The sequence below is a fragment of the Kitasatospora sp. GP82 genome (assembly GCF_029892105.1).
In the GTDB taxonomy this organism is placed as follows: Bacteria; Actinomycetota; Actinomycetes; order Streptomycetales; family Streptomycetaceae; genus Kitasatospora.
Window position 1 is genome coordinate 133,938 of the sequence record NZ_JARZAJ010000018.1, and the last position, 15,185, is coordinate 149,122.

Here is a 15,185-nt window from a genome sequence, read left to right on the forward strand (position 1 = left end):
GCAGCGCCGACGCCCTGCACGGGCTGGGAAGTCGGGTGCGGAAGAGGACCGGGAACGGGGCCGGGAAGGTGGCTCATCAGGGCTTCCAGTCGACGGGCAGGTTGGGCGCCTCGCTGCCGCTGGGCGCGACGTGCAGGGTCTTGAGAGTGAACTCCATCACCTGCTTGAACACCGGTCCGCAGAGCTGGCCGCCGAAGTGGCCGTTGACCGGGTCCTGGATGACGCACGAGACCGTCACCCTGGGCGCCTCGGCGGGCGCGAAGCCGATGAAGGAGGCGGTGTAGCCGGAGTACTTGCCGGTCTTGGGGTCAACCCGGTTGGCGGTGCCGGTCTTCCCGGCCACCCGGTAGCCGGGGATCTGCGCCTTCCCGCCGGTGCCCTGCTCGTCGGAGACGACCGACTCGAGCATCTGGGTGAGGGTCTTGGCGGTCTCCGGCTTGACCACCTGGGTCTGCTCCCCGGCCGGGGCCGGGGTGTACCGGCCGTCGGGTCCGGTGGTCCCGGCCAGCAGACTCGGGGTCACCCGCACTCCGCCGTTGGCGATGGCGGAGAAGACCGAGGTGGCCTGCAGCGCGTTGACGGACAGGCCCTGGCCGAAGGGGATGGTGTACTGCTGCGAACCGCTCCAGGTCTCCGGCTTGGCCAGGATTCCCCTGGTCTCGCCGGGGAAGCCGAGCCCGGTGGGCTGGCCGATGCCGAAGCGGTGCAGGTAGTCGCCCAGGATCTGGTTGGACTGCTGCTGGGACTTGCCCAGGTGCTCGGCGGCCTCGATGGTGCCGATGTTGGAGGACTTGGCGAGCACCCCGGCCAGCGTCAGGTACCAGGTCTCGTGGTCGATGTCGTCGTGGAAGACCCGGTCGGAGCGCTGCAGCGTGTTGGGTACGGTGACATGGGTGTCCCACTGCGCCGAGCCGGTGTCCAGTACCGCGGCCATGGTCATCAACTTGGCGGTGGAGCCGGGCTCGTAGGCGTCCTGGACGGCCGCGTTGCCGAGTTGGTCGGCCTTGGCCGAGGAGAGGTGGTTGGGGTCGAATCCGGGCGAGGTGGCCATGGCCAGGACCTGACCGGTCTTCACGTCCTGGACGATCACATAGCCGCTCGAAGCCCCGGCGTTGGCCACCTGGTCGGTGATGGCCCGCTGGGCCGCCCACTGGATGTCCCGGTTGATCGTCAGCCGCAGGTCCTGGCCCGGTACCGGGGACTGCAGGCTGCCACCGGCGGAGGTGGGCACCGTCCGGCCGGCCCCCGGGGCGTAGGTGACCCGGCCGTCCTTGCCCGCCAGTTCCTTCTGGTACTGGAGTTCCAGGCCGCCGGTGCCGGTCCCGTCGGCGTTGACGAAGCCGACCAGGTTGGCGGCCAGGCCCGCGGCCGGGTAGACCCGCCGCTTGGCCGCGGTGAAGCCCAGGCCGACCAGCGGGTTGGCGCAGGCACTGTCCAGGTACTGGCGGCCGCCCTGGTCGGCGGGCTTGCCGAGCAGGGCCCGCTGGGCCCGGCACTCCTTGGTGTCCGTCTGCTTGCTGAGCGCCGTCCTGAGGTCGGTGACCTGCTTCTTCACCTCAGGGCTCTGCCGGGGCGCGAGCATCACCCACCTGGTCTTCGGGGTGTGCAGGGCGGCGGCCAGCTGCTCCTTGCTGCGGCCCAGGATGGGGGCCAGCAGAGCAGCGGCCTGTTCAGGGGCGTCCGGGATCCTGGTCTTGTCGGCGGGGTAGAACGTCGGGTCGGCGATGACGTCGTACGCGTCCACGGTGGTGGCCAGGGCGACGCCGTCCGAGGACGTTATCGAGCCGCGTTCGGCGGAGAGCTTGGCGTCGGAGTACTGGTTGGCGCCCGCCGACGCGGCCAGCGCGTCCGAGTCGAGCAGCTGCAGCTGGACCAGCCGGCCCGCGAAGACCGAGAAGACCGCCGCCAGTGCGATGGTGATCAGCCGCAGGCGGCGACGCGGGTTGCCGAGCTTGACGCTCCTGGGTTGCGGGCGGGCGGCCGGCGGGCGAGGGCGCCGCTCCGGCGGACGGCGCGCGTCGGAGGTGCGCGGTCGCGGGGCGCGCGGGCGCTCACCCGGGGTTCGCGCCGGGGTACGGCCTGCGCCGCGCGCCGGGTTGCGTCCGGGGTCACCGGCGGGCCTGGGCCGGGCGCCGCCGGGGTGCGGCGGCTTGCGTTCGCCGGAACCGCGCGGGGGTTGGCGGGGCGTACTCATCGCGGCGAACCTCCGGCCGAAGCTGACGGGGTGACGGGCGGCGCCGGGTCGATCTGCACCGTGCCGTCCCCGGTGGGGCTGGGCGGCGCGGACGGCGACGGGGTGGCCGGGGCAGCGGTACTGGGGGCGGCCGAGGTGCTCGGCTGGGCGGTCCTGTTCTGCTGCTGCTGCCACAGCTCGGTGGTGGAGCGTTTCACCGGCGGGCTGTCCTGCGCCTGCCCCGGATTGCCGAGGACCCTGCCGTCGTCCTGCAGGAAGGCCGGGTCGCCGCCGGGCACCATGCCGAGCTCACGGGCCCGCCGCTCCAGTGCGTCGGGGGCCGAGGCCTGGTCGATCTGCTGCTGCAGGGTCTGCTGCTGGTCGGTCAGCTCGGTGGTCTGCTTCTGCAGCCGGGAGAGCTCGAAGGAGCCCTCGTTCAGCGCCGTGTTCAGCATCAGCAGCCCGAGCAGCCCGCCCGAGAGCAGCACCACCACCAGCACTGCGAACGGAGTACGCCCGCGGACCGACCGCTTCCCCGGCCGTACGGTGATCCGTGCTCTGCCGCCCTGGCCGGGCAGCATCCTGTTCTCCCGGACGCGTCCGCCGGCCACCGGCACTGCACTTCTCCCTCGCCGCTCTTCTCTCCCCCCGGCCGGATCAGGCCCGAGTCGGGACCGACCAACGACAGGGCCCGGGTCACGACCCGGGGGTGCGCACCCCCGGCGCCGTTGCTTCTCCCGTGCCCCCTACCGCCGGCCGGTCTCCCTGATCCTCTCCGCCACGCGCAGTCGTACGGGCGCGGCGCGCCGGTTCTCCTCGATCTCCGCCTCCGTGGCCAGCTCGGCACCCCGGGTGAGCAGCTTCAGCCAGGGCTGGTTCTCCTCCGGAATGAACGGCAGCCCCGGCGGGGCGGTGTTGGTGGCACCGGCCGCGAAGTACTGCTTGACCAGCCGGTCCTCCAGTGACTGGTACGACATCACCACGATCCGGCCGCCCATGGCGAGCGAGTCCAGCGCGCCGGGGATGGCCCGGTCCAGGACCTCCAGCTCGCCGTTGACCTCGATCCGCAGGGCCTGGAAGGTCCGCTTGGCCGGGTTGCCCCCGGTCCGCCGGGTGGCGGCGGGGATGGCGTTGCGTACCAACTCCACCAGACGCGCGCTGTTGGTGAACGGTTCCTTCTCCCGCTCCCGGACGATCACCGAGGCGATCTTTCCGGCGAACCGCTCCTCGCCGTAGAACTTGAGGATCCGGGCGAGCTCGCCGTGGCTGTAGGTGTTCAGCACCTCGGCGGCACTCAGGCCCCGGCTCTGGTCCATCCGCATGTCCAGCGGCGCGTCCTGTGCGTACGCGAAGCCGCGGTCGGCCTCGTCCAGCTGCATCGAGGAGACGCCGAGGTCGAAGAGGATGCCCTGCACCCTGGGGATGCCCAGGTCCTCCAGCACCGCCGGGATCTCGTCGTACACGGCGTGCACCAGGGTGGCCCGGTCACCGAAGGGGGCGAGCCGCTCGGCGGAGAGCTTGAGCGCGGCCGGGTCGCGGTCCACGGCCACCAGCCGGACCTCGGGGAACTGGCTGAGCAGTGCCTCGCTGTGGCCGCCGAGGCCCAGGGTGGCGTCCACCACCACGGCACCGGGTGCGGAGATCGCCGGGGCCAGCGCGTCCATACACCGCTGGAGCATCACCGGGACGTGCTTGGGTGCCGAGTTCTCGCTGCTCATCCCACCATTCTGGACCACCGGGCGGGCCGAACACGCACGCCGCCTCTGGTCCCCACCCGCTCACCTGGGGAAGGAGTGCCGCCCGGCACCGGGGAAGGTGCGCCAGGAGGCACGGAGCGGGAGGAGGCCGAAGGCGGCGTACGGAGCCTACCGACCGGCCGGAAAGGCACAGTTGACGGTGCATGACACCGGTGCTTCACTGCGCCGCAACTCTATCGCGCCAGGGGGGGCAGTCAATCGTCCGCGACGGCGCACCACCCGGGCGGACGCATGGGTTCCGCGCAGGTCGGCGGCGGTCCTGCGGCGGCCGGGCCCGCTTCGGAACCGCCGAATCACAGGTGCGCACCGTGCCCGGCGCGCGCCGGACAGAACGGTACAGAGCGGACAAGTCCGTCGAGACAGCGCACGTGTACCGCTATGCGCTCCATCACACCGTCGAAAAAGCGGCGGCCCGCCCCCACCACGGGGCGGGAAATCCTATTACCGTCGTCGGCATGACAGTGACTCCCGACCGGCCCACGCCGTCCGCCGCTGCCGAACCCGCCCCGACCATCATCGACCGCTTCGTCGAGGCCAACCGCGCCTATGCGGTCGGCTACCGCGACGGCGGGATGGACGCCCGGCCCGTCCAGAAGGTCACCGTGGTGGCCTGTATGGACGCGCGACTCGACCTGTTCGCCGCGCTCGGCCTGGAGCTCGGCGACGCGCACGTGATCCGCAACGCCGGCGGCGTCGTCACGGACGACACCATCCGTTCGCTCACCATCAGCCAGCGCGCCCTCGGCACCCGCTCGATCGCACTGATCCACCACACCGGCTGCGGCCTGCTCGGACTCACCGAGGACTTCCGCCGCGAGCTCGAACTGGAGGTCGGCCAGCGCCCGCAGTGGGCCGTCGAATCCTTCATCGACCTGGACGGCGACGTCCGCCAGTCGATGCAGCGGGTGCGCACCTCGCCGTTCCTGCTGCACACCGACGATGTCCGGGGCTTCGTCTTCGACGTCCACACCGGCCTGCTTCGCGAGGTCCGCTGACCCCCACTCACCCCGTCGGCAGCCCGGCCAGCGTCGTCCGGGCTCTGCCCACCCCACCGCCTCCCACCGGCGTTCGCCCGGGTACGAACCCGGACAGTGTTCGCGTATCGGCCTCCCGAGTGACTTTCGGCCGTCCGGCAGGGAAGAATGCGCCTGCAGGCTGACCCCGCACCACCTGGGGCTGCCTGACCGCGCGCCACCGACCCGCACCGGTCCCCGGACCGTTCCATCGGGGCCTGTCAGGACCCGTCGGGTCTCCTCGGGAGCCGAGACGGCGGTCGGCCGCGTAATCGGGGTGGGGCCGGTCTCGTGACGAGGCCAGGCGTGACTGGGTCATGGGAGTTTACGGGTGACGACCTACAACGGACAGACCGCCGCCGTCGGCGCGGGGGTACCGCGCCCGGCCGGACTGCACGAGCTGAGTGCGGTGGTGGAACGGGTCCGGGCTTCGGTCGAGAGCGTCATCGAAGGCAAGCCGGAGGCCGTCCGGATCGCCCTGACCGTCATGCTGGCCGAGGGCCATCTGCTGCTGGAGGACGTGCCCGGCGTCGGCAAGACCATGCTCGCCAAGGCGCTCGCCCGCTCGCTGGACTGCTCGGTCCGCCGGATCCAGTTCACCCCCGACCTGCTGCCCTCCGACGTGACCGGCACCAGCATCTTCGACCAGCAGCGGATGGACTTCGAGTTCCGCCCCGGCGCGATCTTCGCCCAGATCGTGGTCGGCGACGAGATCAACCGGGCCTCGCCCAAGACCCAGTCCGCGCTGCTGGAGTCGATGGAGGAGCGCCAGGTCACCATCGACGGCACCAGCTACGAACTGCCCTCCCCGTTCATGGTGGTGGCCACCCAGAACCCGGTGGAGATGGAGGGCACCTACTCCCTCCCCGAGGCCCAGCGCGACCGCTTCATGGCCCGGATCTCGATCGGCTACCCCAGCCCCGAGGCCGAGTTCGCCATGCTCGACCACCATGCCGGCGCCAACCCACTGGACGACGTCCAGCCCGTCGCGCACGCCGACGACCTCCTCAAGCTGATCGAACTGGTCCGCTCGATCCACCTGGCCGACCCGGTCCGCCGCTACGCCGTCGACCTGGTCGGCGCCACCCGCAACCACCCGGAGCTGCGCCTGGGCGCCTCCCCCCGCGCCACCCTGCACCTGGTCCGCGCCGCCCGCGCCGCCGCCGCCCTGGACGGCCGCGAGTACGTGCTGCCCGACGACATCCAGGCACTGGCCGTCCCGGTCCTGGCCCACCGCCTGCTGCCCACCGCCGAGACCCAGCTCAGCCGTCGCACCGCCGAGCAGGTCGTGCTCGACCTGGTGGCCCGGCTGCCGATCCCCCGTCCGCAGGGACGCGGCTGAGGTGGCGCAGGCCGACAACCCCGCAGACCTGCGCGCCGGCCTGCGCGGCCTGACCACCAGGGGCCGGTCCTTCCTCGCCGCCGGGATCACCGCCGCCGCGTGCGCGTACGTCTTCGGCCAGGACACCCTGCTCCAGGTCGGCATCCTGCTGGCCGCGCTGCCGCTGAGCGCCGCCGCGCTGCTGCTGCGCACCCGCTACCGGGTGGCCGGCGGCCGACGGCTCAGCCCGCACCGTGCCTCGGCCGGGCAGGAGGCCCGGGTGCATCTGCGCCTGGACAACGTCTCCCGCGTCCACACCGGCCTGCTGCTGCTGGAGGACCAGGTCCCGTACGTACTCGGGCCGCGCCCCCGCTTCGTGCTCGACCGGGTCGAGCCGCGCGGCTACCGCGAGGTCTCCTACCGGGTCCGCTCGGACGTGCGCGGACGCTATCCGCTCGGGCCGCTCCAGTTGCGGGTCGCCGACCCCTTCGGGATGTGCGAGCTGACCAGGTCCTTCACCGCTGCCGACATCCTCACCGTGGTGCCGCAGGTGCAGCCGCTGCCCCCCGTCCGGCTGGTCGGCGAGTGGACCGGCCACGGCGAGAGCAGCGCCCGCACCCTCGCCCAGGCCGGGGACGACGACGTCATCCCGCGCGAGTACCGGCACGGCGACGACCTGCGGCGGGTGCACTGGAAGTCCACCGCCAGGTACGGCGAACTGATGGTCCGCCGGGAGGAGCAGCCGCTCAAGGCCCGCGCCACCGTCCTGCTGGACACCCGGGAGCTCGCCCACCGCGGCACCGGACCCGCGTCCTCCTTCGAATGGGCCGTCAGCTGCGCCGCCTCGCTCGGCGTCCATCTGATGGAGCTCGGCTACCAGACCCGGCTGCTCACCGACACCGGCCGGACCGTTCCCGCCGTCGAGGGCGCCACCAGGACGGTCGCCGAGTCGGCCGGTCTGCTGCTGGACGCGCTGGCCGTGGTCGAGCACTCCGACGGCGGCGGCTTCAGCCGCGCCGAGGACGTCCTGCGGCTCGGGGGCGAGGGACTGCTGGTGGCAGTCCTCGGCGAACTGGACGAGGAGCAGGTCAGGCGACTCGGTCGGCTCCGCCGCCGGGCCGGCGCCGGCGTCGTCTTCCTGCTCGACACCCCGGCCTGGGCCGGACTGCGCGCGGTCCTGCCCGACGCCCCCGACGACCAGGCCGCCCAGCAGCTCCGGCTGCTCCGCGAGGCCGGCTGGATCGTGCTGCCCGCCAGGGCCGGCGACTCCGTCCCGGCCCTGTGGCGCCTCGCCGACCGCACCGGCCTGAGCACCTCCCGCGTCCAGCCGCAGGGCCACGGCACGCCCGGGCCCGGCCAGGCCCCGCTGCGGACCCCCTACCGAGACGAGGCCGGTTCGTGACCACTCGGGCCAAGTTGACGCTCTACTCGGCGCTGGCCACCGCACTGACGACGCTCTGCCTGACCCCCCTGGTCAAGCCGAGCAGCTGGTACGCCGCCGCCCTGGTCCAGATCGCCGCCGTCGCGGCGGTGGGTGCCGGACTGCGGCGCCTCGCCCTCTCCCGGGCCCTGGTGGTGCCGCTCCAGCTGCTCGCCGCGCTGTATCTGCTGACGCTGATCACCGTCACGTCCTCGATGACCGCCGCAGTACTGCCGGGACCTCGCGCCATCGACGCGATCGGCACCCTGCTGGCCGACGGCACCACGACCATCCAGCAGTACTCCATCCCGGCGCCCGCCTCCGACGGGCTCCAGCTGATCCTGGTCGGCTCGGTCACCCTGATCGCCGTCGTGGTGGACGCCCTCACCGTGACCTTCCGCCGGGCCGCCGCCGCGGGTCTGCCGCTGCTCGCGCTGTACTCGGTGGGCACCGGGCTGGCCGGATCGGGCCTCTCCTGGTTCTGGTTCCTGTTGGCGGCCGGCGGCTACCTGCTGCTGCTCTTCGCCGAGGGCCAGGACCGGCTGTCCCGCTGGGGCCGGGTCTTCCACGGCACAGACCGACCGGGGGCCCGTACGGTCTCGCACAACGGCCAGCTGGTCGGTCTGCTCGCCCTGGTGTGCGCGCTGGTCCTCCCGGTGTTCCTGCCGCACGGCAACCTCGGCCTGATCGGCAACGGGTCGGGCACGAGCGGCAGCGACGGCTCCATCGGCCGGATCACCTCGCTCAACCCGGTGGTGGCACTGTCCGCCAACCTCAACCGGCCCGACAACGTCGAGATGTTCCGCTACAGCACGGACGCCAGCAACGCGAGCCAGATGTACCTGCGGATCAACGCCCTGGACAGCTTCGACGGCGTGGAGTGGAAGATCTCCGACCAGCGCCTGGCGGACGTCCCCACTCCGCTCCCCGCCGTCGAGGGCCTCGGACGGAACGTGCCGGTCACCCCGGTCCGAACCACCGTCAGGATCACCGACAACCTCAGCACCCAGTGGCTCCCGATGCCGTACCCGGCCGACACGGTCTCCGTGCCGGGCCGCTGGCAGTACGAGGCCGACACCCGCACCCTGGTCGCCGGCGACGGTCAGCAGACCAACGGCCTGCAGTACCAGGTCGACAGCCTGGACATCGAACCGTCCCCGGCCCAGCTCCGCTCGGCCGGGGAGGCACCCGCAGACTTCGCGCAGAAGTACCTAGAGCTGCCGCAGGGCCTCCCGTCGGTGGTCGCCGAGACCGCCCGGAGCGTCACCGCAGGGAAGACCAACGCCTACGACAAAGCGGTGGCCCTGCAGACCTGGTTCAACTCGTCCGAGTTCCACTACAGCCTGAAGGTGGCTCCCGCCACCGGAAGCGACGCCGTCGTCCGCTTCCTCCGGGACAAGACCGGCTTCTGCGTGCACTTCGCAGCCACCATGGCCGCGATGGCCCGCACGCTCGGCATCCCCGCCCGAGTGGCCATCGGCTTCGCACCCGGCAGCGACGAGGGCAACAACACCTACGTGGTCCACAGCCAGGACTACCACGCGTGGCCCGAGCTGTACTTCCCGGGTTCGGGCTGGCTGCGCTTCGAACCGACGCCGAGCCGGGGCATCGCTCCGAGCTACTCCCAGGAGCAGGCCGCGCCCGCGCCCAGCGCCACCGCGGCCGAGCCCACCACCGCACCGGCCCAGGGCGCCTCGGCCGCCCCCAGCGCGAGCAGCAGCTGCGACCCGCAGCAGCGCCGGGCCGGGGACTGTGCGGACCGCAGCACGGCCGTGGCGCACAGCGCCGGGCCGGCGCCGTGGTGGCTGAGCCGGCAGACGCTGATCTCCTGCGCCGTGGCTCTCGTCGCCCTAGCACTGCTCGCCACGCCGATGCTCTGGCGGGCCCGCCTGCGCCGCCGGAGGATCGGCACCGGCCGACACCTGCCCGGCGGTCCGGCCGTCGGCCTGACCGACCAGCAGGTACTGGCCGCCTGGGAGGAGCTGATCGACACCGCCTGGGACCTCGGTATCCCACCGGACGAGGCACGCACCCCGCGCCGCGCGGCCCAGCGGATCTCCGAGGCCGGCCGGCTCGACGAGGCTGCCACGGCCGCCGCCGGACGGGTCGCCCTGGCCATCGAGCAGGTGCTGTACGCGCGCGAGGCGCAGCCGCAGACCTCGCTGGGGGGCGACGTACGGGCCGCCTCGGCGGGCCTGCGGGCCTCGGCCGGACGGCGTGGGCGGGCCAGGGCCGTACTGCTGCCGCCGTCCTCCGCCCGCCTGCGGTGGCGGCTCCAGGACCGACTCGCGGCCGGACGCGAAGCCCTCGCGCGGATGATCACCCGGTGCACCGAGCCGGTACGGGCCCTGCTGCGCCGCCGCGACCGGTAGGTCCCGCTCCGCGGACGGCACCGGAACGGGTGAGGGCGGGCAGTCGATTGACTGCCCGCCCTCACCCGTCTGTCCAGCCTGCCGACCGACTACACGCCGTCGTGCTCGTCCCTGCGGCGCTGCCAGCGTTGCTCCATCCGGTCCATCACACCGGCCTTCCGGCGCGAGGCCGGGGCCGCCTTGGGGCCCGCCCCGTGTCCGGCGGGGTTACGCCTCCACCCGGTAACGGCGAGGACCGCGCAGCCCAGCATCACCAGGAACCCGACGACGCTCACCCAGATGATCTGAGCGACCATACCCCCCATGAGGAGGGCGATGCCCACCACGAACCCTGCGGCGGCCTGGTAGACCCTCCGACGGGTGTAGGTGCGCAGCCCGGTTCCCTCGAGCGCTGACGCGAACTTGGGATCTTCTGCGTACAGCGCTCGCTCCATCTGCTCGAGCAGTCGCTGCTCGTGCTCCGAGAGCGGCACGGAGTCCTCCTACTCGTCGGTCGCGGGGCGACCGGTATGCCACCCCTGGCTCGGCCCTGTGTGGTCCATATGCCCCATGGTTCTGGCTGTCATGCTTACCGGCTTTACCCAGATCATACGGTCCGGGGGCACACTTCGGGGTGGTCAAGCACACGTGGCTCCGGCCACGTGCCTGCTTGCTTCCCGTACGGTGCCCAACGCCGAAGCACGGGTACAAGTGCCCGGATGAGCGGAATCTTTCCCGGACGCGGTCGCAGTGGGGACCGGTCTGCGACCGCGGCGGTGACCGGAGGGTCAGACGAGCGAGGCGAGCAGGTGCAGCTGGGTGGCGACGGCGTGGAAGGCCGGCTGCCCGGCGGCGGCCTGCTCCAGCTTGAGCAGCGCCTCCATCGCGCCGGGCTCGGTGTCCACCAGGACGCCGGGGACGAGGTCGGCGAAGACCCGGACACCGTGCACCGAGTCCACTCGCAGGCCGGCGCTGCGGGCCAGGTGCTCCAGTTCGTCGCCGCTGAAGCGGCGGGGCATCGGGTCCTGCTCGCCCCAGCGACCGTCGGGGGCGTCCAGAACGGCGCGGGCCTCGGTGAAGTGACCGCTCAGGGCCCGGGCGAGCACGGCGCCGTTGCGGTTGGCGGCGAGCAGGCTGACCAGGCCGCCCTTGTGCAGGGTCGCGGTGAGGTTGCCGAGCGCCTCGGCCGGGTCGTCCACCATCTCAAGGACACCGTGGCAGAGCACCGCGTCCACGCTGGCCGGGTTGACCACCTCGGGCAGGGTCTGGGTGTCGCCCTGTACCGCACGGACCAGTTCGGTGACACCCGCTTCGGCGGCCCGGCGCTCCAGTGCGAACAGCGCGTCCGGGCTCGGGTCGACCACCGTCACCCGGTGGCCCAGCCGGGCCACCGGCACGGCGAAGTTACCGGTGCCGCCACCGGTGTCCAGCACATCCAGCACAGGCTGGTCCAGCTCGGCGGCCCGGCGCTCCAGGGCCGTCTTCACCACCTCCCACACCACGGCGGTACGCAGGGCGCTGCGGGGACGCGTCGGGTACAAGGCGGAAGCTCCTCGTCGCGGGGGTCTGGCTGATCACCCCCACCTTAGACCGCCAGGACCCTCGGCACCCCGCCCCACCCCAGCCGCACCGGACACGGCCCGGCCGCCGCACCCGGCCATTCCCTCCTCTTCCCTCCTCGCCGCGGCCGGCGGTGCCCCGCTACTCGACGTCCCCCGCCGCCGCAGAGCGGATGTCGAGCGGCTGCGCCGACGGCTCGGGGTGAAGACGCAGGAGGCGCAGGACGATGCGGTGGTAGAGCGCGGTGTTGCGGATCAGGTCGTCCGCCTCGCGGGTGCTGGCCGAGCCCCGGATACCCGCCTCGGCCGCGGCCCGGCGGCGGGCGCCCGCCGCGAAGTAGAGGGCCCACTCGGCGAGTTCGGGGGCGACCTCGGGCAGCACGTCCCAGGCGCTGCGGATGGCCCGGCGCCGCCGTGGGTTCTTCTCCGGGCGTCCGCGCACGGCGAGCACGGCCGCGGTGGTCCGCAGTGCGGCCAGGTGCGCGGCGGCGTACCGCTCCAGCGGATCCTCGTACTGGCGGGCGCGGGTGAGCGTCGCGTCCGCGTGACGGAGCAGGTCGAGGGCGGCGGGCGGGGCGGCGGCCCGGCGCAGCACAGGGTGGACGTCGGCGCCCCGGCTCTGCGGCGACGGAATCGGGAGTGCCGGGATCCGCACCCCGGGGCCGTCCGGCTGGGGGCTCTGCGGTGCGGCACCGCGAAAGTCGGCGGCTGGGCGGCGGGTAACGGTCTCAGGATGGCTGATGGTCATGGCATCCCCCGGTCCTAAGCGGGTGGCACAGGCCGGACGACCCGTGCAGTCCCATCGTGAACGGCACCACTGACAATCCATGCCCACAACGTCCACCGCGTGCACACCTGGGATCCGGACCGGCTCGCACATGGCAAGGGCGGTCCCGCCCGGCTCGCCCCGACTCCCCCGTCGGCCTGCCGTGCGGAACCGCCCTGCACGTCCACCGGTGTGCGGAGCGCTGCGGCCCCGCACTTCCCCGGTACTCCCCCGTCGGCCGTCCTCCCCACGGCCCCGCTCCGCCACCCCCGGGTCGGCGTCGCGCGGCCGTCCGGCCTGGCTGCGCGGCCCGCAAAGGCTGCCCATCAATCCCCCACGGCTGATGGACGCGAGACCGCTGCCGGGGCGACCGACCCTCTGACAGGCCGTCGTCCCGATGCCATCACTCTGCCCGTTTCCGCAGGCAGGAGGCCATCCGCTGAACTACTCAAGTCTGGGACTGAGTATCCGTACTCATCTTCCGCAGACCTCCCCCGGGCCGGAACCGCCCGGCTGCCGTCGGCGTCCTGAGAACCCGGACCCACCGGTGCGGGTACGGTGTGGGGCCCGGCCGTTCGAAGTCCGTCCTGTACTTCGGAGCGGTCGGACGGATTGTCAGCGGTGGTTTCGGAGGGGAGCACAAGGGTGGGCATCGTCCCATTGATCTTCACCAGCGGCTGGGCGAGCGGCATCAACGCCTATGCCGTGGTGATGCTGCTCGGTCTGTTCGGGCGGTTCGGCGGGGCCGACTCGGTGCCGCCCGTGCTGGAGCGCACCGATGTACTGATCGCCGCGAGCGTGCTCTTCCTCTGCGAGGCGGTGGCCGACAAGATCCCGTACGTGGACACCGTCTGGGACGCGATCCACACGGTGATCCGCCCGATCGCCGGTGCGACCGTCGGAGCGCTGCTGGCCAGTCAGCACCCGGGCTCCCTCGGCGAGGTGGCGGCCGGTGCGATGGGCGGCACCACCGCTCTGGTCAGCCATGGCATCAAGGCCTCGTTGCGGATGGCGGTCAACACCTCTCCGGAGCCCGCCAGCAATATCATCCTGAGCCTGGCCGAGGACCTCTCGGTGGCCGGTCTGGTCACCCTGGCGATCTTCCACCCGTGGTTCGCCGCGTCGATCGCCGCGACGCTTGTGGTCATCGGTGCGGTCCTGGTCTGGTTCGCGATCTCCCGGATCCGCCGCTTCCGGCAGCACCGCCGCGAGCGCAAGACACAGCGAGCGCAGCGCAGCGCGCCCCAGCCCGTCGGCGCCGGACCGTACTGAGCCGGACACTGGCCCGGGGTCCCACGGAACCGCAGGTCACCCGAACCCCGAGGTAGCGCCCGGCCTCCGTCTCCGGAGGGTCTTAGGATCGGGTCCCATGGCACGGATCGTCATCATCGGCGCAGGAATCAGCGGCCTGGCCGCCGCCGCACGGCTGGCCACCCTCGGGCACCGGGTGACGGTCTGCGAGGCCGGCAGCACGTTCGGGGGCATGCTCGGCCGCTACGAACGGGACGGTTTCACCTTCGACACCGGCCCCGGCCTGCTCACTCTTCCCGCCGTCTACCGCGACCTGGCCCTGAAGTCGGGCCGCGAGCCGCTGGAACAGCTGGTCCAACTGGCCCCGGTGAGCCCGGAGAGCCGGCACCTGTTCCCCGACGGTACGGACCTCGTGCTGCCCAACGCCTCGCGCGGCGGGGTCGGCCAGGCACTGGACACGGCCTTCGGTCCCGGTTCGGGCGAGCGCTGGAACGAGGTGATGAACCGGGCCCGCGCAGTCTGGGAGGCCACCCGGCGCCCCCTGCTCGAAGAGCCGCTGCCCGCCGACCCCCGGCCGCTGCACACCGATCCGTACCCCGCGCCGCCGCGCCGCGGCCTGACCCGGCTGAGCCGCCGCACCAGCACCCTCGCCCAGGTCGCCGAGCGCGAACTCGGCGGCCACCCCGGCCTCACCGCCCTGCTGTACGAGTACGCGCTGCGCTTCGGCCTCCACCCGGACGACGCCCCGGCCGGGGCCTGCGTGCTGCCGTACATGGAACAGTCCTTCGGCGTCTGGTACGTCACCGGTGGAAACCGGGCCCTGGCCGAGGCGGTGTACCGGCGGTGCGAGCAGCGCGGTGCGGAGTTCCACTTCGACACCCCCGTCACCGAGCTGCTGGTCGCGGACGGCCGGGCCTGCGGGATCGCCGCCGGCGAGCGCACCTTCGAGGCGGACCTGGTGCTCTCGGCGATCGACGCACGCACCCTGGCCGAGCGCGGCATCGCGCCGGGCCTCGGCCTGGAGCCCAGCCGGGTCGAGGCCACCGGCCGGCTCACCGTCCTGCTGGCGCTGCGCGGAGCGCGCCCGGCCGGGACGGCGTACCGCACGGTCGTGCACGCCCGGGACACCGAACGCGAACTGGACCAGGTCTTCCGGCACCCGCAGCTGCCGCAGCACCCCACCGTGCAGGTGCACCGAGCCGACGATCCCACGCTGCGCCCGGACGACCGGCACGAGGCCGTCACCCTCACCGTCACCGTGCCAGGGCCCGACGAAGTCGCCCGGCTCGCACCGGACTCCGAGTCCTATGCGGACCATCTGCTCGACCACCTTGCCGCCTCCGGGATCGACCTCCGTGACCGTGTGCTGTGGCGAAAGGTCCTGCCGCCGGCCGAGGCGCTCACCCACCCGTCGCTGGCAGGCTCCGGCGGCCGCTACCTCAACCCGGCGAACGAGTCCGGCATCCCCGGCCTGCACCTGGTCGGCGAGACCGTCCACCCGGGCGGCGGGCTGGCCCGCGCAGGTATGTCCGCCTCGATCACGGCCACCGGGATCGGCCCGGCCTGACGCGGCG

At 72.8% G+C, this 15,185-nt stretch carries 12 protein-coding genes; 6 read left to right on the forward strand and 6 right to left on the reverse strand.

All coding sequences use genetic code 11. From position 1 onward, the window contains the following. Window positions 1–76 precede the first annotated feature (76 nt). From P3T39_RS20745 to rsmH, 3 genes are all read right to left on the reverse strand, one after another. Window positions 77–2,194, reverse strand: coding sequence for a penicillin-binding protein 2 (locus P3T39_RS20745; protein WP_280699950.1), 2,118 nt, complete (start codon window positions 2,192–2,194; stop codon window positions 77–79). Then, a complete protein-coding gene (locus P3T39_RS20750) occupies window positions 2,191–2,790 on the reverse strand; it encodes a septum formation initiator family protein (protein WP_280699952.1) in 600 nt (199 codons plus the stop codon). The genes P3T39_RS20745 and P3T39_RS20750 overlap by 4 nt, the downstream gene beginning before the upstream one ends. Before the next feature lie 129 nt (window positions 2,791–2,919). Then, the gene (gene rsmH, locus P3T39_RS20755; protein ID WP_280699954.1) at window positions 2,920–3,891 is read right to left on the reverse strand and encodes a 16S rRNA (cytosine(1402)-N(4))-methyltransferase RsmH; all 972 of its coding nucleotides are present in this window, start codon (window positions 3,889–3,891) and stop codon (window positions 2,920–2,922) included. Window positions 3,892–4,385: 494 nt separating this feature from the next. Here rsmH and P3T39_RS20760 point away from each other — a divergent pair, with 494 nt between their 5' ends. From P3T39_RS20760 to P3T39_RS20775, 4 genes are all read left to right on the forward strand, one after another. Further along, a complete protein-coding gene (locus tag P3T39_RS20760; RefSeq protein WP_280699956.1) occupies window positions 4,386–4,925 on the forward strand; it encodes a carbonic anhydrase in 540 nt (179 codons plus the stop codon). Between the two features lie 409 nt (window positions 4,926–5,334). Next, on the forward strand, window positions 5,335–6,285 hold the full coding sequence (locus P3T39_RS20765; protein WP_280700010.1) for a MoxR family ATPase: 951 nt from the start codon (window positions 5,335–5,337) through the stop codon (window positions 6,283–6,285). A 1-nt stretch (window position 6,286) separates the two neighbouring features. Beyond that, a complete protein-coding gene (locus tag P3T39_RS20770; RefSeq protein ID WP_280699958.1) occupies window positions 6,287–7,666 on the forward strand; it encodes a DUF58 domain-containing protein in 1,380 nt (459 codons plus the stop codon). After that, window positions 7,663–10,056 carry a DUF3488 and transglutaminase-like domain-containing protein gene (locus P3T39_RS20775; RefSeq protein ID WP_280699959.1) on the forward strand — a complete coding sequence of 798 codons (2,394 nt, stop codon included), beginning with the start codon at window positions 7,663–7,665 and terminating at the stop codon, window positions 10,054–10,056. Before P3T39_RS20770 ends, P3T39_RS20775 begins: the two co-directional genes overlap by 4 nt. Before the next feature lie 89 nt (window positions 10,057–10,145). Here P3T39_RS20775 and P3T39_RS20780 read toward each other — a convergent pair whose 3' ends face one another. The 3 genes from P3T39_RS20780 to P3T39_RS20790 form a co-directional block, all read right to left on the reverse strand. Beyond that, a complete protein-coding gene (locus P3T39_RS20780; protein WP_280699960.1) occupies window positions 10,146–10,529 on the reverse strand; it encodes a DUF3040 domain-containing protein in 384 nt (127 codons plus the stop codon). A 294-nt stretch (window positions 10,530–10,823) separates the two neighbouring features. Further along, window positions 10,824–11,576: a methyltransferase domain-containing protein gene (locus tag P3T39_RS20785; RefSeq protein ID WP_280699961.1), complete on the reverse strand. Its 753-nt coding sequence runs from the start codon at window positions 11,574–11,576 to the stop codon at window positions 10,824–10,826. A 160-nt stretch (window positions 11,577–11,736) separates the two neighbouring features. Continuing rightward, on the reverse strand, window positions 11,737–12,342 hold the full coding sequence (locus P3T39_RS20790) for an SAV_6107 family HEPN domain-containing protein (protein WP_280699962.1): 606 nt from the start codon (window positions 12,340–12,342) through the stop codon (window positions 11,737–11,739). A gap of 663 nt (window positions 12,343–13,005) precedes the next feature. Between P3T39_RS20790 and P3T39_RS20795 the strand changes: the two genes are divergently transcribed. Together P3T39_RS20795 and P3T39_RS20800 are read left to right on the forward strand one after the other, a co-directional pair. Then, window positions 13,006–13,632: a DUF4126 domain-containing protein gene (locus P3T39_RS20795; RefSeq protein WP_280699963.1), complete on the forward strand. Its 627-nt coding sequence runs from the start codon at window positions 13,006–13,008 to the stop codon at window positions 13,630–13,632. A 97-nt stretch (window positions 13,633–13,729) separates the two neighbouring features. Beyond that, window positions 13,730–15,178, forward strand: a complete 1,449-nt coding sequence (locus P3T39_RS20800) for an NAD(P)/FAD-dependent oxidoreductase (protein WP_280699964.1) — start codon at window positions 13,730–13,732, stop codon at window positions 15,176–15,178. Window positions 15,179–15,185 lie beyond the last annotated feature (7 nt).